This is a genomic window from Microbacterium sp. NPDC056052 (assembly GCF_042266785.1).
Taxonomy (GTDB): Bacteria; Actinomycetota; Actinomycetes; order Actinomycetales; family Microbacteriaceae; genus Microbacterium.
Genome location: NZ_JBHJWV010000003.1, coordinates 263,789 through 287,541, shown reverse-complemented (window position 1 = coordinate 287,541; position 23,753 = coordinate 263,789). Strand labels below are relative to the sequence as shown.

The window sequence follows — 23,753 nt, the reverse complement described above, 5'->3', positions numbered from 1 at the left end:
CCCCTCGCGAAGTCCCCCCGGTCGCCGGGTCGGAGAGGGACGGCGAGGACGCCCCGAGGAGGACGAGTGCCCGAGTTCGACACGATCGTGATCGGCGCCGGCATGTCCGGCGCGACCGCAGCACGGCTGCTCACCGACGCCGGACGGCGCGTGGTGGTGCTCGAGGCGCGGAACCGGATCGGCGGTCGCATGCACACCGACCGCACCGCGGGCTTCTCCGTGGACCTCGGCGCGTCCTGGATCCACGGGATCGAGGACTCCCGCCTGTGGGAGCTCGCGCAGGCGCTGGAGGTGCCGACGATCGAGTTCACCGTGGGCAGCTTCCAGGCGGGCGGGCGCCCCATCGCCGACTTCGACGGCGACGGGAACCGGATGTCGGCGACCGCGAGCGCGCGGTGGGTCGCCGACGTCGACACGGCCGATCGCGCCCTGGAGGAGGCGATCTCCCGCTCCGCGCCCGGCGACACCTACCTCGACGTGACGGAGCGCGCCCTGGACGCGCTCGAGCGCCGTGCGGGCGCCCTGGATCCCGAACGCATCGACGAGATCCGCGAATTCTTCCGGCACCGCGTCGAGGAGCAGTGCGGCGCGTGGATCGGCGACCTCGACGCGCACGGGCTCGACGAGGACACGATCGACGGCGACGAGGTGGTGTTCCCCCGGGGCTACGACGAGCTTCCGCAGCGCATCGCGGCAGGGCTGGACGTGCGGCTCGAGCACGTGGTGCGACGGATCGCGCGCGCCGCGGACGGCGTGCGCGTCGAGACCGATCACGGGGTCTTCACCGCGGCGCAGGCGGTCGTCACCGTACCGCTCGGCGTGCTGAAGGCGGGCGCGATCTCCTTCGAGCCGCCCCTGCCCGCGGAGGTCGCGGATCCGATCGCGCGGCTCGGCATGGGCGTGTTCAACAAGATGTTCCTGCAGTTCCCCGAGCGCTTCTGGGCAGACGGCGTCTACGCGATCCGCGCTCTCGGCGAGCCCGGCGAGCACTGGCACTCCTGGTACGACGTGTCCGCGATCAGCGGCCGGCCCACCCTCCTGACGTTCGCCGCGGGTCCCTTCGGAAGGCACGCGCAGACGCTCACCGACGACGAGTCGGCGGCCGATGCGGTGGCCGCCCTGAGAAGGCTGTACGGCGCGGCCGTCCCGGATCCGGTCGCCCGCTGGATCACGCGCTGGGGCGAGGATCCGTTCTCGCACGGCTCGTACTCGCACGTCGCGACCGGATCCTCGCACGAGGACCACGACGCCCTCGCGGGCCCGGTGGACGGCGTGCTGCACTTCGCCGGCGAGGCCACCTGGGGCGAGGAGCCCGCGACGGTCGGCGGCGCCTACGCGTCCGGCGTGCGCGCCGCGGAGCGGATCCTGGGGCGCCCCGTCGACCTCGTCGCCTTCGCCGAGGGGATCCGCCGCTCCGAGGTGTGAGCAGCGCGGTACCGCTCGCGGCGCTTTGGTCCTACAGTGCTGTCATGGAGGCCGTGCTGGGGGCTCCGACAACCCGGGAACCGTGGACGACCGGCACGATCGTCGAGGCGGTGCCGACGTGCGCGCCGTGATCGCGCCGCTCGGCGCCGAGCCGTCGGGCCGTGCGCTGGACGCACTCACCCCACGCGAGCTCGACGTGCTCGCGCTCATGTCCGAGGGCTGGTCGAACGCAGCGATCGGCGGACACCTGTTCCTCTCCGAGCGCACCGTCGAGACGCACATCGGCGCCATCTTCGCCAAGCTCGGCATCGAGGACTCCCCCGACGGCAATCGTCGCGTCCGCGCCATCCTCGCGTACCTGCAGACCCGCGCCCCCTGAGCCTCCTCCATCTCCGAGTCGTCCCCGCCAGCGGACCCCAGGGGCTCCTGTGGCGGGGACGACTCGGAAGTGGGAGGTCCTTGTTCAGGCGGAGGGCGCGGAGGGGGCGGAGGGGGCGGACCCGAACCGGTTGACCGCGCCGATGAGGCGGAAGAGGCTCCCGACCGAGCGCTGATCGAGGTGCAGCGAAAGCCGCGGCAGGTCCACGAGGTCCTTGTCGGCGAGCTCGACGGGCTGCGGACCGCAGGCCTCGATGCGACCGGAGGACAGCATCGATCCGAACTGCTCGTTCAGCTGCGCGACCTCGTCGGCGGTCGGCTCCGCACGCAGACGGAGCACGAGCAGGTCCCCCACCCACCGCAGCGAGTCGTAGTTGCGCCAGAATCCGGCGACGACAGCGGCCGCCTCGGTCACGGAGTCGGTGATCCGCACGCGGTCGAAGTCGCCGGGCGAGATCACTCCGGTCGGCGCGAGGTCCTCCTGCACGAAGCGCTCGAGGCCCCGCCAGAACGTTCCTCCCGGCTCGTCCAGCAGCACGATCGGCATGGGCTCCGCCTTGCCGGTCTGCTGCAGCGTGAGCAGTTCGAACATCTCGTCCAGGGTCCCGAAGCCTCCTGGCAGGCAGATGAATCCGCGGGACTCCTTCATGAGCATGAGCTTGCGCGTGAAGAAGTACTTCATGGCGACGACGTGCTCCTGCTCGGCGACGATCGTGTTGGCCTTCTCCTCGAACGGGAGCCGGATCGAGACGCCGAGCGAGCGCGCGGGGCCCGCGCCCTCCGCGGCGGCCTGCATGATCCCGGGGCCTGCACCGGTCACCACCATCCAGCCCTCCGCGGCGAGCGCGGCCGCCACGTCGCGCGCCTGCCGGTACAGCGGATCATCCTGCGCGGTGCGGGCGGATCCGAAGACCGTGACCTTCGAAACCCCGCGGAAGGGAGCGAAGAGCCGGAATGCGTCGCGCATCTCCGAGAGGGCGGCCGTGACGATCTTCAGATCCAGCCGATCGGTGCCGTCCTCGCCGAGCAGCAGGGCGGTCCGCAGCATCCGCAGCACGAGTCGTCGGTCGGCGCGCACGCCGGCATCGTCGAGCACGGCGTTGATCTCGGCCCTGAGGGCGGGAGGCAGGATCTCGTCGGTCATGCCTCCAGCGTGTCACGCCCCGGATGGCGGCGGGCACCGCCGCGCGGAGCAGCCGGAGCCCGTGGCGTTCAGTCCGCAGCGGGCCAGGGCATCGGACGCTCCGGCAGGCGCGCACTGTCGTCGGGGAGGTGCGGCAGCGGCTCGCCACCGGCGCGGATGCACAGCCAGCGCAGCTCGCCCGGGCTGTCCGGACGCGCGCGCCAGGTGCGCGGCACGCCCTGGCCGACGCGCACCACCGAGCCGGGCCCGACCTCGACGACGTCGTCGCCGACACCCATCTGGCCGCGACCGGCGAGGAACACGTAGAGCTCCTCGATCCGGGCATGCGTGTGCCAGTACCCGGCCTCTTCACCGGGGACCAGGGCGTTGGCGGTCATGCCGATGTACTGCATCGTGAGCTCGTGGTCGACGACGCGCCGGCCGTCGCGCGAGCGCGTCTCATCGAAGCCGCCGTGGAAGGCCCGCCACTCGTCGGGGCTCCCGATGCTCATGACCTCGTAGTCGCTCATGCGTGCTCCTCCTCGTCCGCGCTCCGGCGCGCTCCCTCGCCGCCGCTCCAGGACCGGAGCCAGCGATCCCCCTCACGGGCGTACACGATGCGGGTGTGCCGGCGATCCACCGAGCCCTGCCAGAACTCGATCCGGCTCGGGACGATCCGCCAGAGCGCCCAGTCGCCGTCGACGACCCCGGCGCGCGCCGTCGCCGAACGCGCCGCGAGATCGGCCGCGCTCTCCCCCGCGGGGGCCTCGACGACCGGCCCGCGCACCCGCACGGCGCGCAGCACCGGCTGCCACCAGAAGTTCAGCGCGGCCGCGGGGTTCGCCGCGAGCTGACGACCCTTGGCGGAGGAGCGCGTTCCCGCGAAGGCCCAGCCGCGCTCGTCGACGTCCTTGAGGATGAGCGTCCGCGCATCCGGAACACCGTCCGCGTCGACCGTCGCCAGCGTCGCGACATGCGGCTCGGCGACCCCCGCCTCGGCGGCGGCGGTGATCCAGTTCAGGAACAGGGCGAGCGGATCATCCGGCACCGATTCCGGATGCAGCGCCGGTGCGGATCCGGTGAGAGACGGGCGTTCCCGCAACCAGGCGGCCGGCGTCGTATCCATGTCCCCATCCTGCAGGACGCGCGTCCTGCAGGAGTCTCAGTGCCCCGCGCGCCGCGCCACCGCCGCACGGATCTCGTCGTGCGGGAGCGCGACGCTCTCGTGACCGTCGCGGCCGATCATGTCCTCCGCCGCGACGAGCGCGTTCCACACCGCCTCGTCGACCGCCTGCACCGCGGCGGTGAGGAACGGATCCATCCGCCCCCAGGGCACGAAGCGCAGCTGCTCGTACCCGGCGCGCTCATCGGAGGGGAACACCGAGCTCAGCGCCCCGGAGTTCGCCGTGGACAGGGCCAGCACGATGTCACCCGAGAAGTGGCTGCCCGCGGTGCCGCTGCGACCGAGCCCCAGCGCGCCCCGGCGGGCGAGCGCCGCGCACTGGCCCGGCAGCAGCGGGGCGTTCGTGGCGATGACGACGATCGCGGAACCGGCTCCGCCCACCGCGCGCGCCGCTGCCCGATCCTGCGCGAACCAGTCGGAGTCCATCGGGTTCGGCGCCGCGGTCCGCTGCCCGAGCGGGAAGCCGTCCAGGCGCAGTTCCGCGCGCGAGCCGAAGTTCGCCTGGATGAGCGCGGCGACCACGTACTCGTCCTCGTCGTGGCGCACCGCTCGGGAGGCCGTGCCCGTGCCGCCCTTGAAGCCGTAGCAGTTCATGCCGGTGCCTCCGCCGACGTTCCCCTCCGCGATCGGCCCCGCGGTCGCCGCATCCAGCGCCTGGACCGCGTGCTCCGGCTGCACGTGGGCTCCGTTGATGTCGTTGAGATACCCGTCCCAGGTCTCCCCGACGACCGGCAGCAGCCATTGCGCGGCCAGGTCGGGGCGGTTCGCGGCGAGCCAGGCATCGACGCCGGCGTGCACCGGGCCCACCGCATGCGAGTTCGTGATCGCGATCGGCAGGGCGAGGGAACCGGACTCGTCGATCCAGCTGCGGCCGGTGAGCTCGCCGTTGCCGTTGAAGGAGTGCACGGCCGCCGCGCATGCATCGCCCACGCCGCCGCGCCCGCGAGGCAGGATCGCAGTCACTCCGGAGCGCACCGCGTGCGCACCCTCCCCCGCGATGAGCGTCGTGAATCCGACCTCGAGGCCGGGGACATCCGTGACCGCGTTCAGCGCGCCGGCCTCGCCATCGAAGGCGATGCCGAGATCGCGGGCGCGCGGGCGCCCTTCCAGGTGCGGCGGGGAGGGATGCGACGTCATGGCGTCTCCGATCTGCTTTGAACGAGCGTTCAGAAGTTTAAGGCAGATATCACTCATTTGCTTGACATGATCCGATCGACGCTCTTGAATCACTGTTCAAGCGCCGTAGTTGTCCCGAAGCTGCGGCGGATCGAACCAGGAGCCGATGATGCCACGACCCACCCCCGCCGATTCCGCGGTCGCCACTCCGGCGGACGCCGCCCTGACCGGCGGCACCACTCTCGCCCGCCGCCGACTGGGGGTCTGGGCGATCGTCTTCTTCGTGATCTCCGCCGCGGCGCCCCTCACCGTCGTCGTCAGCGCCGCCCCCACCGACTTCCGCCTCGCCGGGATCGGCGGCCCCGGCGCCATGCTCGCCTCGGGCATCGTGCTGATGCTGTTCGCGGTGGGTTTCACCGCGATGTCGCGCTACGTGCGCAACGCCGGGGCGTTCTACATCTACGGCGCGAAGGGGCTCGGAAAGCCGATCGGGATCGGGATCGTCTTCGTCACGATCTTCTCCTACGCCGCACTCTGCATCTGCTTCTACGGTTTCGTCGGTTTCTTCGGCGAGATGACGTTCTCCGCCCTGTTCGGGATCGAGCTGCCGTGGACGGTCTACGCCCTCCTCGCCCTCCTCGCGGTCGGCATCCTCGGCTATCGCAAGATCGACGTGGGCGCGAAGGTGCTCGCCGTCCTGCTCACCGCCGAGGTCGCGATCCTGCTGGTCCTCGCAATCGGCGTGCTCGCGCAGGGCGGTCCTGAGCCGATCTCATTCGCCGCGTTCGCGCCGCAGAACGTGTTCTTCGCCGCGGGCAGCGGGGCGCTGTTCGTCTTCGGCTTCGGCGCCTACCTCGGCTTCGAGAGCACGGCGATCTACACCGAGGAGGCGATCCGCCCCACCCGCACGGTGCCGATGGCGACCTATATCGCGATCGCATTCCTCGGGGTCTTCTACGCCTTCACGTTCTGGATCCTCACGGTCGCCTTCGGCGTGGAGGGCGTGCTCAAGCTCGCGCAGGAGGACACCTTCCAGGACATGGTGTTCAACGCCGGCGAGCAGTACCTGGGTCTCTGGGCGTCGATCACGATGCGCATCCTCATCGTCACGAGCTTCTTCGCCTGCCTGCTCGCATTCCACAACGCCTGCACCCGCTACCTGTTCTCGATCGGCCGCGAGCGGTTGCTCCCCGCCTGGCTCGCCCGCACGCAGATCAAGACCCAGGCGCCGCACCACGCGAGTCTCGTGATGAGCATCATCTCGCTCGCCGCGATCGTGATCACGCTCGCCTCGGGAGCGGATCCGTTCCTCGGTTTCGCCCTGCCGGTGTATTCGGTGGGCGTCGCGGGCCTCGTGTTCGCGCAGGCGGTCGCGGCGATCGCCGTCGTCGGCTTCTTCCTGCGCGATCGCCGAGGGCACAGCGCCTGGCGCGTGATCGTCGCGCCGGCGCTCGGCGCGATCGGCCTGATCGCGGGATGGATCCTCATCGCGGCGAACTTCAGCCTCGTCTCCGGCATCGAGGGCCCGATCAACATCGCCCTGCTGGCGGCGACCCCCGTCCTGTTCCTGGCCGGGATCGTGATCGGCTTCGTGCTCAAGGCGCGCAATCCCCGGCACTATGCTGAGCTGACCACGGTGCTCGTGGACGACGAGGGCTGAGCGCCGGGATCCGGACGCCGCGGCTCCGACAGCCCGCAGGAAGGGGTCGCCGTGCCGGCACCGCACAAGCACAGCGCACGCCGTGCCGAGCTCATCTCGGCCACCCGCCGCGTCGCCGGCCGGAGCGGACTGAACGCCACGAACGTGCGCGCGGTCGCGGCTGAGGCGTCGGTGAGCGCCGGCAGCGTGCTCTACTACTTCCCCAGCTTCGACGACCTCATGTACGCGACCGTCGAGGGCGTGCTGGAGGAGATGTACGAGCACCGCAGGGTGATCGCGGAGCAGGAGCCGGAGCCGATCCGTCGGCTCGCGAAGCTGGTCGAGGCGGGCGTGCCCGATGAGATCAGCGACCATCTGCGCATGGCGTACGAGAGCATCCCGCTGCTGCGCGAGCAGCCCCAGTACCGTCCGCTGCATCGCTCGATCGTGGAGCGCCAGGTGGGCCTCTACCGATCCACGATCGAGATCGGGGCGGCGCTCGGCGTCTTCCATCCCGCGGCGGAGCTCACCGTGATCGCGCGCAACATCGTCGCGCTCGAGGACGCCTACGACCTGTACCCGCTGATCGGCCTCGAGCACGGCGCAAGCACCTATCGCGCGAACATCCTCTCCTACGCGTCACTCGCGCTGGGCTGCGAGATCACCGCGGAGTGACCCTCGCGCAGGAGGAAGGCCCCGGGATCCGATTCGGATCCCCGGGGCCTTCCTCCATGCAGGGCGAGGCGGCGGTCAGCGCACGGTGAGCGCCTGCAGGGCCTCCGCGAGGGAAAGCGTGTCGCGCTCTCCGCTGCGACGGTCCCACAGCTCGACCTGGCCGTCGGCGGCGCCGCGGCCCACCACGAGCACGCGCGGCACGCCCACGAGCTCGGCGTCGCCGAACTTGACCCCGGGCGAGACCTTGGGACGGTCGTCGTAGAGCACGTCGAGGCCCGCGGCCTCGAGCCGGGCGGCGGCGTCCGCAGCCACGTCGAACGCGACCTGGTCGCGGCCGGCCGCCACGACATGCACGTCGAACGGCGCGACGGAGGCCGGCCAGATGAGCCCCTTCTCGTCGTTGTTGAGCTCGGCGATGATCGCGAGGATGCGAGTCACGCCGATGCCGTAGGAGCCCATCGTGACGGTCACGAGCTTGCCGTTCTCGTCGAGCACCTTGAGCCCGAGCGCGTCGGCGTACTTGCGACCGAGCTGGAAGACGTGGCCGATCTCCATGCCGCGCGCGAGATGCACGGGACCGGATCCGTCGGGCGCGGGATCGCCCTCGCGCACGTTGGCGATCTCCACGATGCCGTCGGCGGAGAAGTCACGGCCCGCGATCACGGAGTGCGCATGCTTCTGGTCGATGTTCGCGCCGGTGATCCAGCTCGTGCCCTCGACGACGCGGGGGTCGAGCAGGTACCTGATTCCGGTCGCGGACTCGTCGCCGAGGATCGCGCCCGTGGGCGACCACGGGCCGATGTAGCCCTTGACCAGCAGCGGGTGCTTCTCGAAGTCGTCGGGGGTCGCGGCCTCGACCTCGGCCGGGGCGAAGGCCACCTCCGCGCGCTTCTCGTCGACCTCGCGGTCGCCGGGGATGCCGACGACGACGAGCTCGCGGGAGCCGTCGAGATGCGTGAGCGCGAGCACGACGTTCTTCAGGGTGTCGGCCGCCGTGAACTCGCCCTCGAGGTTCGCGTTCACGTGCGACACGAGCGTCTCGATCGTGGGCGTGTTCGGCGAGTCGAAGATCACGGGGGCGCCGTCCGCGTCGAACGGGAGAGCTGCGGGGATCGCGGTCGTATACGCCTCGACGTTGGCCGCGTAGCCACCCTCGGAGCGCACGAAGGTGTCCTCGCCGACGGGGGTCGGGTGCAGGAACTCCTCGCTGCGGGATCCGCCCATGGCGCCGGCGTCGGCCTGCACGATGACGTACTCCAGGCCGAGGCGCTGGAAGATGCGCTCGTAGGCGTCGCGCTGCGCCTGGTAGCTGACGTCGAGGCCGGCATCGCTGGCGTCGAAGGAGTAGGCGTCCTTCATGGTGAACTCGCGGCCGCGCAGGAGGCCGGCGCGGGGCCGGGCCTCGTCGCGGTACTTGTCCTGGATCTGGTAGATCGTCAGCGGCAGATCCTTGTACGACGAGTACAGGTCCTTCACGAGCAGCGTGAACGCCTCCTCGTGCGTGGGCGCGAGCAGGTAGTCACCGCCCTTGCGGTCCTGGAGGCGGAACAGCAGGTCGCCGTATTCCTCCCAGCGACCGGACGCCTCGTATGCCTCACGCGGCATGAGCGCCGGGAAGTGCACCTCCTGGGCGCCTGCGGCGGCCATCTCCTCGCGGACGACCTTCTCGATGCGCGCCTTGACGCGCAGGCCCAGTGGGAGCCAGGCGAAGATGCCCGACGCCTGCGGTCGGATGTATCCGGCGCGGATCAGCAGCTTGTGGCTCGCGACCTCGGCGCCGGCCGGGTCTTCGCGGAGCGTGCGGAGGAAGAAGTTCGAGAGACGTGTGACCACCACGCAAGTCTACTGACGACGATCGCCCCGCCTGTGCGGGTTGCAGAGGCGGGGCGATCGGTCGGAACGGATCAGTTCAGCGCGCGCGTGGTCGCCGGGATGACGCCGCCGCGGTAGATCTCCGCCGCGTTGTCCTGCAGCGCGGTGAGCGCGACGCGCTGCGGCAGCGGGCCGAAGGAGATGCGGGCGGCGCCGAGCGCCTCGTACTCGGTCGAGGTGAGCGCACCCGGCAGGCCGATCACGCTGACCTTGCCGTGCCCGATCCCGTCGACGAGGGCGCGGGTGGTGTCGGCGTCGAGGATGCCCGGCACGAACACGCAGGTGGCGCCGGCGTCCAGGAAGGCCCGCCCGCGCTCGATCGCGTCGGCCAGGGACTCCGCGACGGGGCGACCGCCGCCCCGGACGAACGCGTCGGTGCGCGCGTTCAGCACGAAGGGGACGCCCTCGGCCTCGCCCGCACGGATCATCGCCTCGACATCGGCGGCCGCCTGGGCGAGGGGGCGCAGCCGGTCCTCGACGTTCGCGCCGACGATGCCGGCTCCGATCGCGAGGCGCACGGTCTCCCCCGGGTCGCCGTAGCCGTCGTCGAGGTCGGCGGTCACCGGCAGCTCGACCGCGGCGGCGATGCGACCGGCCATGTCGAGCATGAGCTCGCGCGGGATCGCGCCGTCGGCGTACCCGAAGGACGAGGCGATGGCGTGGCCCGCGGTGGCGATGGCCGTGGTCTCGGGCAGGGCGGCGATCGCCTGGGCGGAGACGACGTCCCACACGTTCACGACGCGGAGGATCTCGGGGGCCGCGTACAGCGCGGCGAGGGTGCGGGCCTTGTCGGCGGAGGTGGTCATGGACACAACGCTAATACCCGGCTCGGACGCGGAGGGCGGCCTAGGCTGAACCCATGCCGCAGCGCCGATCGCACGTCGCCCCGTCCGCCGCACAGAGCGAGCTCGCCACCGCGCTCGCGGCGATGCGCACCGAGATCGATGCGCCGACCGGATTCCCGCCCGAGGCCCTCGCGGAGGCCGCCTCCGCCACCGCTCCGGCGCCCGAGCTGGACCTGCGCGACATCGCGTTCGCCACGTTGGACCCGGCCGGATCCATGGATCTCGATCAGGCCTTCCAGATCGAGCGGGCCGGATCCGGCTACACCGTCCGCTATGCGATCGCGGACGTCCCGTCGTTCGTGACGCCGGGCGGCGCGCTCGACGAGGCGGCCCGCGCCCGCGGCGAGACCCTGTACGCGGCGGACGGCACGATCCCGCTGCATCCGCCCGTGCTGAGCGAGGATCGCGCCTCGCTGCTGCCGGATCGGGACCGACCCGCACTCGTGTGGACCTTCACCCTGGACGCGGCCGGAGCGGTGACCGGCACTCGTCTGGAACGCGCGCTGATCCGCTCCCGCGCGAAACTGGACTACGTCACGACCCAGGCGGATCTCGACGCCGGCAGGGACACCCCGGCCGCGCTCCTCCCGGAGGTCGGGCGCCTGCGTCTGGAACAGGAGGCGCAGCGGGGAGGCGCGAGCCTGAATCTGCCGGACGACGAGGTCGTGCGCAAGGACGACGGCAGCTACGCGATCGAGCGCCGCACGCCGCTGCCGATCGAGGACTGGAACGCGCAGCTCTCGCTCATGACCGGCATGGCGGCAGCGCAGCTCATGCTGCAGGCGAAGGCCGGCATCTTGCGGATCATGCCGCAGCCCGACGACGCCGCGTTCGATACCTTCCGCCGGCAGACCGAGGCGCTCGGCGTGCCGTGGACGGCCGGCCGCTACGGCGACTACCTGCGCGGCCTCGACCGGGACGACGCGCGAACCCTGCCGATCCTGGAAGCGGCGTCCGCACTGTTCCGCGGCGCGGGGTACGTGGCGTTCGACGGCGAGGTCCCCGCGCAGGCGACGCAGGCCGCGATCGCCGCGCCCTATGCGCACGCCACCGCGCCGCTGCGTCGTCTCGTCGACCGCTGGTCCCTCGCGATCTCGCTCGCGGTGAGCCGTGGCGAGGAGATCCCCGCGTGGGTGCGCGAGAGCATGGACCGGATTCCCGATCTGATGCGCGCGTCGGCGCAGCGATCGTCCACGCTGAACTCGCGCACGCTCGATCTCGTGGAGGCCGCGGTGCTGGCGCCGCACGTCGGCGAGACCTTCGCCGCCGTCGTGATCCGGCGCAACGGCGAGCGCGGCACCGTGCAGATCGCGGATCCGCCCGTGACCGCGTCGATGGCGCTGCCGGACTCGGCGGTCACGGGCGCGACCATCCCGGTGGTGCTGAACTCCGTCGACGTCGCGAAGGGACAGGCGAGCTTTGCCGTCGTCTGAGGGCTCCGCGGACGTCGTGACTGCGTGGCTCCGCAGCCACGCGCACCGTCTGCGCACGCTCGATCCGGATGACGACGACGACACGGACCTCGAGCCGCTTCTCGGCATCGTCGGCGACGCGCGCGTCGTCGCGATCGGCGAGTCGATGCACCGCGTGCACGAGTTCTTCGCCCTGCGCCACCGCGTCTTCCGGTTCCTGCATCGCCGTGCCGGCTTCACGGCCCTGGTGACGGAGAGCGGACTGCCGGAGGGGACGCGCGTCGACGAGTGGATCCGCACCGGACGCGGCGGCCTGCGGGACACCCTGCGCGACGGGGTCTCCTACCGGTTCGGCGCCTGCCAGGAGATGCTCGACCAGCTCACCTGGATGCGCGAGCGCACCGCGATGGGGCACTCCGCCCCGCGCTGGTACGGGATGGATCTGCCCGACTCCTCGGCGAGCGCGCTGCCGGGGATCCTCGCCGCGCTCGACGTGCTCGACGAGGCCGATCCGCATTACGCCGCGCACATCCGCGAGACGCTGCTGCCGCTGTTCGGGTATCTCCCCGAGGACCGGACAGGGCTGGCGCAGGCGGCGCCGTCGATCCGCGCGTATCTGGCGCTGCCTGCGCCTGACCGCGCAGTCATCACGGTCGGCATCGCCGATCTCGCCGCACGCATCGGCGCACGGCGGCGCGAGCAGATCGCGGCGCTCGGCGACGGCGCCGTGGCGCAGCAGCGGGTCGACGTCGCGATCCGCGCCGCCGAGAGCGCCCGCGCGGCCGACGCCTTCCTGCAGGCGATGACCGCGGGACCCACCCGCACCTGGCCCGCCGCGAACATCCGCGACGCGTGGATGGCCGAGACGGTGGAATGGGTCCTGCAGCGGGAGCCCCGCATCGTGGTCGCGGCGGCCAACGGGCATGTGCAGCGCACCCCGTTCTCCGCTCCCCCGTTCGTCCCGGATCCGATGACAACCATGGGCGGGCACCTGGCCGATCGGCTCGGCGACGACCTCGTGGTGATCGGGACGACGTTCGGCGGCGGTGAGCAATGGCTGCACCGCCCCGATCCTGCGGATCTGCCGGGGCACTCCCGCCCCTTCGTCGCGCCGCTCGCATCTCTCGATCCGTCCAGCCTGGACGCGGCGCTCGAGCGTTCAGGCATCGACGATGCCGTCATCGACCTGCGCACCGCCCCGGATGCGGCGGCCATCGCGCTCGACGCCACGACCGGGTGGCACAACGGCGACGTGGTCCAGCCGGGCCGCGCGCGCGACGCGTTCGACGCGGTGGCCTTCATCCGGTCGGTGACCCCCTGGCGGACCTGGATCGACGACCGGGGGCTGGATCGGCGCTGAGGGTTGCCGATGGTGGATCAGATCCCATCCGAGATCGGCGTCCCCGCAGACACCGAGCGCGTTCTGCGCGCGATGTGGTGAACGACGGGTTTCGATCCGCACAGATCTCACTCGCTCGAAGTTCTCCCCCGATCCTGGATCATCTCTCTGAATGTCGGTGGTGTCCGAGAGAATAGAGCATGGAACTTTTCACCGACATCGACGCACAGGTTCTGACCCTGCGCGCGCTGCTCGGTGACGCTCTCGAACCGACCGGCCTCGTCGCCCTCATCGAGGGACTCGACGACGCGCAGGCGGTCGATGCGATCACGGCGGCGACGGCGCTGATCCAGGGCGGAGAGAGGATCCGAGCGGCGGCCACCGGTGTCATCGCGGCCCGTTCATCCCGCGAAGCCGGGCAGGCCGGGCTCGCGCAGTCCCGCGGGCACAGGAATGCCGCTTCGCTCGTGCAGGAGATCACGGGGTTGACGAAGGCCGAGGCCAGCCGGCAGGTGCGCATCGGCGAATCGCTCCTCGCCTCGGCGGCCACGACGGTTCACTCAGACCTCGCGGCCGGCGACCCGTCTTCGGGCGACGAATCGACTCGCGCGGAGAATCCGGCCGCCCCCTGGCACGCCGGACTCGATCGGGCTCTGCTCGATGGGCGGATCACTTCGGCGCAGCACGACGCCATCCGCCAGGGGCTCGCAGATCCGCCCTTCGTCGATGAGAAGACGGACGGGCACGACGAGACGCAGCACGACGCGCTCATGCGCGAGTTGTGGGAGGTCGCCGCTGATCAGCTCATCGGCGCGGCGGTGCACGACACTCCTGAGATGCTGGGCTCTGCGGCTCGCTCGATCCGCGACCGGCTCGACCCCGACGGCGCGGCCCGACGGTTCCAGGACCGGTACACGCGCCGCTCGTTCCGCGTCTGGACCACTGCCGACGGTCACAAACGGGGCGCGATCGACTTCGACGATGAGGGATTCGCCTGGGCGACCACCATCATCTCCAACGCCATGCGCCCGCGGACCGGCGGTCCTCGCTTCGTCGATGCCGAGGAGAAGGCCCGCGCGCAGGCGCTGACCGATGACCCTCGCACGAACGACCAGCTCACCTACGACCTGTTCCTCGACCTGCTCCGCACAGGGGCTCTCGCCGACGTCCCGGCCGTGTTCGGCGCACGACGGGCGGGAGTCCGCGTCGTCCAGATCGTGAACGGCGACGGCATCGCGGATCCGATCGCACACACGGAGGATCACCTGCACTCCTTCCCCGCCGCAGTCGCCGAGCAGCAGAAATGCGAGGCCGGCGCCGTCACGGTCGAGGTCGATGCCCGGGGGAACCCGCTCGACGTCGGCCGGGAGCATCGCCTCTTCACACCCAAGCAGCGTGTGGCGCTCGCCGTCCGGGACGGCGGATGCCGATGGACCGGCTGCGACCGTCCGGCGTCCTTCGGCGAGGCGCATCACATCGACGAGTGGGTCCGCGACGACGGTCGCACCGACATCGACCGCGGCATTCTGCTGTGCCGGTTCCATCACATGCAGCTGCACCACGGCGGCTGGCGGATCACCCGCCACGAGAAGGAGGACTTCCTCCTCCATCACCCTCGCGGGCAGACCTTCGCGCTCCCACCCAGACCTGCCCTCCGATACGCCTGGACCGGAGTCGAACCATGGCGGAAGCGATTCGGGGTGGCGGCATGACGGGAGGCACAGCCGGCGACGCAGACGACGCAGACAACTCCCGAGGAAGGGCCCGAATCGAGATCCTCCGGCGGGTTGCCACCGGGGCCGTGTGTGATCAGCCCCGGGCCCGCGTGATCAGGCCCAGGTGATCAGTCCCGGGCCCGCGTGATCAGGCCCGCGTGATCAGGCCCACGTGATCAGTCCCGGGCCCAGGTGATCTCCTCGCGACCGGCCCGCTCACGGCTCGTGCCTGCGGAGGAGACCTCCCCGGGGGCGTGGGTGGCGCGGCCGAACGCCGTCATGGTGGTGACCTCCCAATGGGGCGGGATCTGGAACTCGGCCGTGAGCGCGTCGCGATCGAACGCACGGAACTGGTGCGCGTCGAGCCCGAGATGAAGGCCCTGGACCGTCATGTGCGCGACGGCCTGGCCGAGGTCGTAGTGGGCGAACTCCGAGTACTCCCAGTCCACGGTGCCCTCGACCCGCACATGTGCGCAATTCACGACCAGCAGCGAGGCATCGGGCGCCCACATCGACGAGCTCCGCGCGAGATGCGGAACGAGCCGCCGGTGGACCTCGTCGCCCCGACGGGCGACGACGAACATCCAGGGCTGACCGTTCCCCGCGGACGGCGCCATGCGTGCCGCGTCCAGCAGCGAATCGACGTGCGCGGCGCTGACCTCGAACTCCGGGTCGAAACCCACGGGACTGAATCTCCCGGCCAGCGCCGGGTGCACGCCGGGAACAGTCGGGACCTCGCAGATCGTCATGTACCCAGTCTGGCGCGGGTCGCCGTCCGCAGGCGCACACCGCCCCCGCCGGCGTCCTGGCTACCGGTGCGCCTCGAGTTACGCCGGCACAGCAGAGGTGGTCATGACGAGCAGCTGCGGATCCGTCAGATCCAGCGACACCCTGATCGACGCGAACTCCGCGAGCGACGACACATGCGTGCCGCCGCAGAGGATCGACGCCGTCCCCTCGGGCAGCCCGCACATCCAGCGGCGGCGGTCCACGATCGTCTCGCCGTCGACCTCGATCCGGCTCGCCGCGGCGGACGCGACCCAGGCTGCGAGCTGCGCGTTGATGCGCTCCTCGCGTTCCGTCAGGGACGCGGCGAATCCCTCGGTGTCGAAACCGGCCTTGCGCAGGCTCTTGCCGAGCCGGTACTCGTCGACCGAGCCGTTCTCGCCGATGAAGCTCGTCTGGTTCGCGCGGCCCTCGAAATCGGGATTGCCGAGCGCATCGGATCCGGGATCCTTGCGCCACAGATCCGCGACCGCGAGGTCCAGGGCCAGAGAGGCGAGATGACAGGCGGTGTGCCCGCGACTCAGCCCCGCACGGCGCTCCGCGTCGACGGTGGCCTCAGCCGCGGCGCCCGCGGCGAGCGCCGCGGGAACGGCCTCGACCCGGTGCCCGACGAGCCATGTCCAGCCCTCCGCACCGCGTTTGACCGGGATGTCCGCACCGACCGCGACCTCGCCCTCGTCGCTCACCGCCGCCATGACGGCTTCGGTCACCGCGACCTCGACGTCGTCCACTCGCAGCGCACCCCAGTCACCCGGCTGATCCGGCCAGGTGTGGTCGACGGGGTGGAACGGGGTGCGATCCAGCACGACGACCGCGCCGCCCTCCACCGGGTGCACGCCCACGACGCGTGCGGACTCGACGAGGGACCCCGAGGGGAAGGTGACGACGGTGCTGTGCGGCACGAAGACTCCAGACAAGGTGACGGGGGAAGGCCGCCGACGTCAGTGCGACGGCGGGATGGTGAAGCTCGCCAGGCGATCGCCGGAGATCACGAAGATCCCGTCCGACTCGCCGTTGAAGACGCTGCTGCGCCAGCCGAAGCGGATGCGGGTCGTGTCGCCGTCGGTGTCCGCGGACAGGACCGTCATCCGGGCACCGGCGCCGATCGCGTCGGACCCGGCCCAGGCGCGCACGCCCTCAGGGCCCGCCTTGACGGTGCCCCAGTCGCTGACGAAGCCGTCCGGAGTGAAGGCGGCAACGAACGCCTCGGTGTCGGCATCGTTGATGGCGTCGACCATGCGCTGCACGGCAGCGGGAAGTTCGCTCATGATTCCTCCTCCTCAGAAAGGTCTCACTCTGTCACACGAGCCTGTGCAGAGGTCTCCCGCCACGGGACGTCTCTCAGCGGGTGACGACCTGCGCGGTGCCGAGCGGCGCGTTCGGCCCCATCTCGTCGGCGATGCGGTTCGCCTCCTCGATGAGGGTCGCGACGATGTCCTCCTCCGGCACGGTCTTGATGACCTCGCCCTTGACGAAGATCTGTCCCTTGCCGTTGCCGGAGGCGACGCCGAGGTCGGCCTCGCGGGCCTCGCCCGGACCGTTCACGACGCACCCCATGACGGCCACGCGCAGCGGCACGGTCATGTCCTTGAGTCCCTCGGTGACGTTCTCGGCAAGCGTGTAGACGTCGACCTGCGCCCGCCCGCAGGACGGGCAGGACACGATCTCGAGCTTGCGCTCGCGCAGGTTCAGCGACTGCAGGATCTGGTGGCCGACCTTGACCTCCTCGGCGGGAGGCGCGGACAGCGAGACGCGGATCGTGTCGCCGATGCCCTCTCCGAGCAGGATCCCGAAGGCGGTCGCCGACTTGATCGTGCCCTGGAACGCGGGGCCCGCCTCGGTCACGCCGAGGTGCAGAGGCCAGTCCCCCATCGCGGCGAGCAGCCGGTAGGCCTTCACCATCACGACGGGGTCGTTGTGCTTGACCGAGATCTTGAAGTCGTGGAAGTCGTGCTCCTCGAACAGGGAGGCCTCCCAGCGCGCGCTCTCGGCGAGCGCCTCGGGGGTGGCCTTGCCGTACTTCTCGAGCAGACGCGGGTCGAGCGAGCCCGCGTTCACGCCGATGCGCAGCGAGACGCCCGCATCCTTCGCGGCCCTCGCGATCGCGCCGACCTGATCGTCGAACTTGCGGATGTTGCCCGGGTTCACGCGCACCGCGGCGCAGCCGGCGTCGATCGCCTGGAAGACGTACTTCGGCTGGAAGTGGATATCCGCGATGACCGGGATCTGGCTCTTCTTCGCGATGATGTGCAGCACGTCGGCATCGTCCTGGGACGGCACCGCCACGCGCACGATCTCGCAGCCAGAGGCCGTGAGCTCGGCGATCTGCTGCAGCGTCCCGTTGATGTCGGTGGTCTTCGTGGTCGTCATCGACTGCACGCTGACGGGAGCACCGCCGCCGACGAGCACCTTGCCGACCTTGATCTGGCGGCTCTTGCGTCGCGGGGCGAGGACATCGGGGATCCGGGGCATCCCCAGGTTCACAGCTGGCACGTCATCCAGGGTACCCGTGCGCAGCTGGACAAGATCCGTGTGGTAGTTTCGGCGCATGTCCGTGAACCGCTCTTGGTGGCCCGCCCGTTAGGCGGAGAGTTCGCGACCCACGATCCAGACCGCCTTCCGGGGCGGTCTTGTCGTTTCTGCCGCGTCGGATCCCTTTTTCAGGAGCACCCTCAATGACCACCGCCGACCGGATCCACGCCCTCGACTCGTCGTTCGTCCTGCTCGCCCGCGAAGGCTCGGACAGCGTCGAGCTGCTCACCGGCGAGATCGTCGACGTGACGAACCTCGCCGACATCCCTCTGGGCACCGGCGACGAACGCCGCGAGGTGTTCTCGCTCGTCCCCTATCGCCAGGTGCGCGAGCGCGGCTTCGAGGCCCAGGACGACGGCGCCCCGCTGCGCTGCCTGATCGTGGACGAGCACCTGCACCTGCCCGCGGACGAGGTGCGCGCGGCGCTGCCCGCCGACCCGATCCCGCTGCAGGACGGAGGCTTCGACCTCAGCGACGAGGAGTACGCCACGATCGTCGAGCGCGTGATCGCCGACGAGATCGGGCGCGGCGAGGGGGCGAATTTCGTGATCCGCCGCGACTACACCGCCCGCATCGACACGACGGTCCCCGACGCGGAGCGCACGGCGGCGCTCACCTGGTTCCGCGCACTGCTGGAGCACGAGCGCGGCGCGTACTGGACGTTCGCGGTGGTCACGCCCGGAGTGGTCGCGGTCGGCGCGAGCCCCGAGGCGCACGTCGTCGCCCAGGGCGGCGTCGTGACCATGAACCCCATCTCCGGCACGTTCCGTCATCCCGCGGGCGGCTCGACCACGGCGGCGCTGGGCGAGTTCCTCTCCTCGACGAAGGAGACCGAGGAGCTGTTCATGGTGGTCGACGAGGAGCTCAAGATGATGAGCGCGGTCTGCTCCGACGGCGGGCGGATCACCGGCCCGCACCTCAAGCAGATGTCGCGGCTCACGCACACCGAGTACATGCTGCGCGGCACAAGCCGGCTGGATCCGCGCGACATCCTGCGCGAGACCATGTTCGCACCGACCGTGACCGGCTCCCCGATGCAGAACGCGTGCACGGTCATCCGCCGGCACGAGCGCAAGCCCCGTGGCTACTACTCCGGCGTGGCGGCGCTGTTCACGCCGAACGACGCCGGCGGGCACGATCTGGACGCGCCGATCCTCATCCGCACCGTGTACCTCAAGGACGGCGAGGTCAGCGTCCCGGTCGGCGCCACGCTCGTGCGCCATTCCGATCCGGCCGGCGAGGTCGGCGAGACCCACGGCAAGGCCGCGGGCGTGCTGGGCGCGATCGGCGCGGTCGCGCGCGACACCGCCGCCGAAGCCCGCGAGGATGCCGATGCGCCCGGATCGGGCGCGACCCCGGCCGACGATCCCGCGATCCAGGCCCTGCTCGCCTCCCGCAACGCCCGCCTCGCCGAGTTCTGGATCAACCCGCAGGACGGCGGCACCGAGGCGTCGGCCACCGCGCCCTTCGCGGGGCGCACGGCCGTGGTCGTGGACGCGGAGGATCGCTTCACCACCATGCTCGCGCATCAGCTGCGCCATCTCGGACTCGAGGTGCGGATCCAGCCGTGGGCGGAGGCCGACGACGCCGAGATCGACGCCGCGGACCTACTCATTGCGGGTCCAGGCCCGGGCGACCCCAGCGACGACTCCTCCCCCCGCATCGCCCGGATGCGTGCTCTCGTGGCGCGCCGTCGAGAGAGCGCGCGCCCGCTGCTCGCCGTGTGCCTCAGCCATCAGATCCTCGCGGACTCGCTCGGGATCGAGCTGGCTCCGCTCGCCGGCCCGCATCAGGGTCTGCAGAAGGCGGTACCGGTGTTCGGCGAGGACGCCTCGATCGGCTTCTACAACACGTTCACGGCGCGCGTCGCGCCCGGCACGACGGAAGCCGGGGTCGCCGAGGTGTCCGCCGATCCGGTCTCGGGCGACGTCTACGCGCTGCGCGGCCCGGCGTTCGCCTCGGTGCAGGGCCACCTGGAGTCGATCCTGTCCCGCGACGGCATGACGACCCTGGAGCGCCTGGTCGGGCACGCCCTGCAGGCGCGCTGAGGCTCAGCCGATCGTCACCGGGTTGAACAGGTCGGCGACGAGCAGCAGCCCGCCCATGCCGACCAGCAGCGCCGCCACGACGATCGTCAGCGGCACGAGCCGGGTGGCATCGACCGGCTGGGGCTTCGGGCGCTGGAACAGCTTCGCCCACGCTCGCTTCAGTCCGTCCCACAGCGCGACCACGATGTGCCCGCCGTCCAAAGGCAGCAGCGGGATCAGATTGAACACGAACAGCGCGATGTTCAGCGAGCCCATGAGACTCAGCAGCACGGCGAAGCGGTTCAGCAGAGGGGCGTCGGCCGCGGCCACCTCGCCGGCGATGCGGCCCACCCCGATCACGCTGAGCGGACCGTTGGGGTCGCGCGGAGTGCCGGTGACCAGGGAGACGCCCACGTCCCACAACCGCACCGGCAGGTTGCCGATGAGCTGCACGACGGATCCGGTGTTCGCCATCGCCTGCTCGAAGCCCGCGGACAGCGGCTGCTGCACGTAGGCGAGCTGCGCGCCGACTCCCGCGTAGCCGACGGTGTGCATCACCGCGTTGCCCTTGTCGTCGACGACCGCGCGCCCGTTGCCGTCCGCCTCCTGTCGCTGGGCGGCGACCGGGGTCAGCGGCAGCGTGAGCCGGGATCCGTCGCGCTCGACGACGAGCGGGATGGTCTTGCCGGGCGAGGCCTGGATGATCGCGCTGGCCTCGGCGAAGGTGCTGACGTCCTTCCCGTCGACCGACACGATCCTGTCCCCCGGCTTGACCCCGGCCTGCGCGGCGGGAGCCACCGGATCCGATGCGGAGCACGAGGTCTGCGTCGATCCGGCCGGCAGCACGCACTCCGAGACCGAGGCGATCGTGGTCGTGCCCTGCTGCAGTCCGATGCCGCTCAGCAGCACGGTGAACGTGACGACCGCGAGGACGAGGTTCATGAACGGTCCGCCGAACATGACGACGACCCTTTTCCACACCGGCAGCAGGTAGAACACGCGGCTCGCGCGCTCGGGATCGATGGTGTCGTCGTTCGCGGACCTCGCGTCCTGGATGAGGGTGTGGAAGGCGCCCCGCGAGCGGCTCTGCCCGCCGTCGTCGCCCTGATCGCCGGGCGAAGGCGGGTACATGCCGGACATGGAGATGAACCCGCCGATCGGCAGCGCCTTGACGCCGTACTCGGTCTCGCCGATCTTCTTCGAGAACAGCCGCGGCCCGAAGCCGATCATGTACTGGCCGACGTGCACGCCGAAAAGCTTGGCCGGAACGAGGTGCCCGAGCTCGTGCAGGGCGATCGAGACACCGAGCCCGACCAGCACGAACAGCAGGCCGCCGATGTATAGCAGGATCTCCACCCCGCCACGTTACCGGTGCCGGGCTAGGAAACGGCCGTGCCGGACCTGTGCACTCGCCAGGATCCGGGGGATCCGGTCCGGTGGATCACGCCTGTGCGGCGATCATCCGGTCAGCGGTCGCCCGCGCCCACGCCTCGGCGGCGGCCAGGGACTCGACCGTGAGCTCGTCGGGCGGCTCGTGCGCGTCGACCACGCGCTGGATCGTCTCGACGATCGCGAGGAAGCTCAGCCGCCCCTCGTGGAACGCGTTCACGGCCTGTTCGTTCGCAGCGTTGTAGACGGCCGGGAAGGTGCGCCCGGCCCGGCCGACGTGCTTCGCCAAGGCGACGGACGGGAAGGCCGCGTTGTCGAGGGGTTCGAAGGTCCAGCTCGCGGCCTTGGTCCAGTCGATCGGTCGTCCGACGCCGCCCACGCGATTCGGCCAGTCCAGGCCCAGCGAGATGGGCAGGCGCATGTCGGGCGGGGATGCCTGCGCGATCGTGGATCCGTCTACGAACTCCACCATCGAGTGGACGATCGACTGCGGATGCACGACGACCTCGATCCGCTCGTAGTCCACGTCGAACAACAGGTGCGCCTCGATGACCTCGAGCCCCTTGTTCACGAGCGTCGCCGAGTTCGTGGTGACCATGCGGCCCATATCCCAGGTGGGGTGCGCGAGCGCCTCCGCGGGGGTGACCGCGGCCATCTCCTCGCGGGACCGGCCGCGGAACGGCCCTCCGGACGCGGTCACGACGAGCCTGCGGACCTCCTGCTTCGTCCCGGACCGCAGCGCCTGTGCGAGCGCCGAGTGCTCGGAATCGACGGGCACGATCTGCCCTGGCGCAGCAAGCGCGGTGACCAGGGCGCCGCCGACGATCAGCGATTCCTTGTTGGCCAGCGCCAGGGTGCGGCCGGCCTTCAGCGCGGCGAGAGTCGACCCGAGCCCGATGGACCCGGTGATCGCGTTGAGCACCACGTCGGCCTCGACGTCGCGGACGAGCTGCTCGGCCTCGAGGGCGCCGAGAGCCGTGTCGTCCACGCCGAACTCCTCGGCCTGCTGCGCCAGCAGATCCCCCTGCGTGCCCGCGGCGAGCCCGACCAGTTCGAAGCGATCCGGATTCGCCCTGATCACGTCGAGGGCCTGGGTGCCGATGGAGCCGGTGGAGCCGAGGATGAGGACGCGACGCATGGCCTCAGCCTAGGCCGTGTTCCCCTGGACGCACCGGGGGCCCACCACGTCAGCAACGTGGCGGGCCCCCGGTCGGCGTCAGGAAGCGGTCACTGCGCGGGCGCCGCCGACGGCAGCGTGCCGAGGATGTCGATCACGAACACGAGCGTCGAGTTGGCGGGGATGGATCCGGAGGCCTGGGCGCCGTAGCCGTCGGCCGGCGGGATCACGACCAGCACCTGCGAGCCCACCTTCTGGCCCTCGAGCGCCTTCTTGAAGCCGGTCACCACGCCGGTGGTCTGGAACTGCGCCGGGGCGCCGCGCTTCCAGCTGGAGTCGAACTCCTTGCCGTCGGCCCAGGTCACGCCGCGGTACTGCACGATCACGAAGTCGCCGCTGCCCACGGTGGGTCCATCGCCCTGCTTCAGCTCGGTGATCTTCGTCTCCGTGGGCGGATCGGACTTGGGGATGGTGATGTCGGGCGCGCCGTCCTTGGCGAGCTTCACCGTCGGCATCCCCTCGACGGGGGCGACCTCCTTGCCGTCGGCGACGGTCGGGAGCTTCTTCGTCGACTGCGCGTAGACGACGACGGACGGCTGCCCCTGGCCGAGGAGCTTGCCCGGTACGGCGAGCACGACGGAGGATCCGATCGGCTGGCACTCCAGCGCCGCGACGAAGAGCGACTGCTGCTTCGGGTCGAGCAGGATCGGGAGCTGATCGTCCGCGCCCCTCGCGCTCGAATCCAGGCCGGTGCCGTCGGCGGCGCTGACGATGCGGTACTGCACCGAGACCAGATCGCCGGCGACGACGTTCTTGCCCTCGCCCTTCTTCACGATCGTACGCTCGACGGAGGTCGCGGCGTCGATGTCGGCGCTGGACGGCACCGTGACCTTCAGGTCCTTGCCCTCGCCCTCGACCTTGACCGCGTCGGAGGTCTTGCCCGGCTTGGCGTCGAGCAGGCACGCCGACGACGCGGAGGGGGACGGCGAAGCGGAGGGGTTCCCGGCGCCGGCGCAGCCGGAGAGCAGGAGGGCCGTCGCTGCGACGGCGGAGAGAGCAGCGGCAAGACGGATGCGCACGGAGGACCTCGAGACGTAGAGACGAACCCGCCCATCCTGCCCTATCGGGCTTTGCCGCCGCTGGGAGACGACGGCGATCCTCCCCCGACGCTCCGCCGCGC

At 71.0% G+C, this 23,753-nt stretch carries 21 protein-coding genes; 8 read left to right on the top strand and 13 right to left on the bottom strand.

All coding sequences use genetic code 11. The annotated features are described in order from the left end of the window. The first annotated feature begins 66 nt into the window (after positions 1-66). Together ACFC1J_RS07900 and ACFC1J_RS07895 are read left to right on the top strand one after the other, a co-directional pair. Positions 67-1,425, top strand: coding sequence for a flavin monoamine oxidase family protein (locus ACFC1J_RS07900; protein ID WP_375904106.1), 1,359 nt, complete (start codon positions 67-69; stop codon positions 1,423-1,425). Positions 1,426-1,543: 118 nt separating this feature from the next. Continuing rightward, positions 1,544-1,804: a helix-turn-helix transcriptional regulator gene (locus tag ACFC1J_RS07895; RefSeq protein ID WP_375904104.1), complete on the top strand. Its 261-nt coding sequence runs from the start codon at positions 1,544-1,546 to the stop codon at positions 1,802-1,804. An 84-nt stretch (positions 1,805-1,888) separates the two neighbouring features. Here ACFC1J_RS07895 and ACFC1J_RS07890 read toward each other — a convergent pair whose 3' ends face one another. From ACFC1J_RS07890 to ACFC1J_RS07875, 4 genes are all read right to left on the bottom strand, one after another. Then, complete coding sequence (locus ACFC1J_RS07890) at positions 1,889-2,947, bottom strand: TIGR00730 family Rossman fold protein (protein WP_375904103.1); 1,059 nt, start codon at positions 2,945-2,947, stop codon at positions 1,889-1,891. A gap of 68 nt (positions 2,948-3,015) precedes the next feature. Further along, on the bottom strand, positions 3,016-3,456 hold the full coding sequence (locus ACFC1J_RS07885; protein WP_375904101.1) for a cupin domain-containing protein: 441 nt from the start codon (positions 3,454-3,456) through the stop codon (positions 3,016-3,018). Beyond that, complete coding sequence (locus ACFC1J_RS07880) at positions 3,453-4,052, bottom strand: pyridoxal 5'-phosphate synthase (RefSeq protein ID WP_375904099.1); 600 nt, start codon at positions 4,050-4,052, stop codon at positions 3,453-3,455. The genes ACFC1J_RS07885 and ACFC1J_RS07880 overlap by 4 nt, the downstream gene beginning before the upstream one ends. A 36-nt stretch (positions 4,053-4,088) precedes the next feature. Then, positions 4,089-5,246: a P1 family peptidase gene (locus ACFC1J_RS07875; RefSeq protein WP_375904097.1), complete on the bottom strand. Its 1,158-nt coding sequence runs from the start codon at positions 5,244-5,246 to the stop codon at positions 4,089-4,091. A 148-nt stretch (positions 5,247-5,394) separates the two neighbouring features. On the opposite strand from ACFC1J_RS07875, the gene ACFC1J_RS07870 reads away from it, so the two are divergent. Then, entirely contained in the window at positions 5,395-6,885 is a 1,491-nt protein-coding gene (locus ACFC1J_RS07870) for an APC family permease (RefSeq protein WP_375904095.1), read from the top strand. A 51-nt stretch (positions 6,886-6,936) separates the two neighbouring features. Beyond that, on the top strand, positions 6,937-7,539 hold the full coding sequence (locus tag ACFC1J_RS07865; RefSeq protein ID WP_375904093.1) for a TetR family transcriptional regulator: 603 nt from the start codon (positions 6,937-6,939) through the stop codon (positions 7,537-7,539). Positions 7,540-7,614: 75 nt separating this feature from the next. Here ACFC1J_RS07865 and ACFC1J_RS07860 read toward each other — a convergent pair whose 3' ends face one another. Both ACFC1J_RS07860 and ACFC1J_RS07855 read right to left on the bottom strand, forming a co-directional pair. After that, positions 7,615-9,372 carry a proline--tRNA ligase gene (locus ACFC1J_RS07860; protein ID WP_375904091.1) on the bottom strand — a complete coding sequence of 586 codons (1,758 nt, stop codon included), beginning with the start codon at positions 9,370-9,372 and terminating at the stop codon, positions 7,615-7,617. Between the two features lie 71 nt (positions 9,373-9,443). Continuing rightward, on the bottom strand, positions 9,444-10,217 hold the full coding sequence (locus tag ACFC1J_RS07855; RefSeq protein ID WP_375904089.1) for an isocitrate lyase/phosphoenolpyruvate mutase family protein: 774 nt from the start codon (positions 10,215-10,217) through the stop codon (positions 9,444-9,446). A gap of 53 nt (positions 10,218-10,270) precedes the next feature. On the opposite strand from ACFC1J_RS07855, the gene ACFC1J_RS07850 reads away from it, so the two are divergent. The 3 genes from ACFC1J_RS07850 to ACFC1J_RS07840 all read left to right on the top strand — a co-directional run bounded on the left by ACFC1J_RS07850 (position 10,271) and on the right by ACFC1J_RS07840 (position 14,719). Further along, entirely contained in the window at positions 10,271-11,689 is a 1,419-nt protein-coding gene (locus ACFC1J_RS07850) for an RNB domain-containing ribonuclease (RefSeq protein ID WP_375904087.1), read from the top strand. A gap of 16 nt (positions 11,690-11,705) precedes the next feature. Further along, a complete protein-coding gene (locus ACFC1J_RS07845; RefSeq protein ID WP_375904085.1) occupies positions 11,706-13,028 on the top strand; it encodes an erythromycin esterase family protein in 1,323 nt (440 codons plus the stop codon). A gap of 179 nt (positions 13,029-13,207) precedes the next feature. Further along, positions 13,208-14,719 carry an HNH endonuclease signature motif containing protein gene (locus ACFC1J_RS07840; RefSeq protein WP_375904083.1) on the top strand — a complete coding sequence of 504 codons (1,512 nt, stop codon included), beginning with the start codon at positions 13,208-13,210 and terminating at the stop codon, positions 14,717-14,719. Positions 14,720-14,898: 179 nt separating this feature from the next. Here the strand turns inward: ACFC1J_RS07840 and ACFC1J_RS07835 are convergent, their stop codons facing one another. From ACFC1J_RS07835 to ispG, 4 genes are all read right to left on the bottom strand, one after another. Continuing rightward, on the bottom strand, positions 14,899-15,471 hold the full coding sequence (locus ACFC1J_RS07835; protein ID WP_375904081.1) for a nitroreductase family protein: 573 nt from the start codon (positions 15,469-15,471) through the stop codon (positions 14,899-14,901). Positions 15,472-15,549: 78 nt separating this feature from the next. Beyond that, positions 15,550-16,410: a hypothetical protein gene (locus ACFC1J_RS07830; RefSeq protein WP_375904079.1), complete on the bottom strand. Its 861-nt coding sequence runs from the start codon at positions 16,408-16,410 to the stop codon at positions 15,550-15,552. Between the two features lie 39 nt (positions 16,411-16,449). Next, positions 16,450-16,776: a nuclear transport factor 2 family protein gene (locus tag ACFC1J_RS07825; protein ID WP_375904077.1), complete on the bottom strand. Its 327-nt coding sequence runs from the start codon at positions 16,774-16,776 to the stop codon at positions 16,450-16,452. A gap of 73 nt (positions 16,777-16,849) precedes the next feature. Further along, complete coding sequence (ispG, locus tag ACFC1J_RS07820; RefSeq protein ID WP_375904075.1) at positions 16,850-18,001, bottom strand: flavodoxin-dependent (E)-4-hydroxy-3-methylbut-2-enyl-diphosphate synthase; 1,152 nt, start codon at positions 17,999-18,001, stop codon at positions 16,850-16,852. Positions 18,002-18,183: 182 nt separating this feature from the next. Here ispG and ACFC1J_RS07815 point away from each other — a divergent pair, with 182 nt between their 5' ends. After that, positions 18,184-20,088: a chorismate-binding protein gene (locus ACFC1J_RS07815; protein ID WP_375904073.1), complete on the top strand. Its 1,905-nt coding sequence runs from the start codon at positions 18,184-18,186 to the stop codon at positions 20,086-20,088. A 3-nt stretch (positions 20,089-20,091) separates the two neighbouring features. Here ACFC1J_RS07815 and ACFC1J_RS07810 read toward each other — a convergent pair whose 3' ends face one another. From ACFC1J_RS07810 to ACFC1J_RS07800, 3 genes are all read right to left on the bottom strand, one after another. After that, complete coding sequence (locus tag ACFC1J_RS07810) at positions 20,092-21,423, bottom strand: RIP metalloprotease (protein WP_375904071.1); 1,332 nt, start codon at positions 21,421-21,423, stop codon at positions 20,092-20,094. An 85-nt stretch (positions 21,424-21,508) separates the two neighbouring features. After that, complete coding sequence (gene dxr, locus ACFC1J_RS07805) at positions 21,509-22,594, bottom strand: 1-deoxy-D-xylulose-5-phosphate reductoisomerase (RefSeq protein WP_375904069.1); 1,086 nt, start codon at positions 22,592-22,594, stop codon at positions 21,509-21,511. Between the two features lie 89 nt (positions 22,595-22,683). Then, on the bottom strand, positions 22,684-23,652 hold the full coding sequence (locus ACFC1J_RS07800; RefSeq protein WP_375904067.1) for an FKBP-type peptidyl-prolyl cis-trans isomerase: 969 nt from the start codon (positions 23,650-23,652) through the stop codon (positions 22,684-22,686). Positions 23,653-23,753 lie beyond the last annotated feature (101 nt).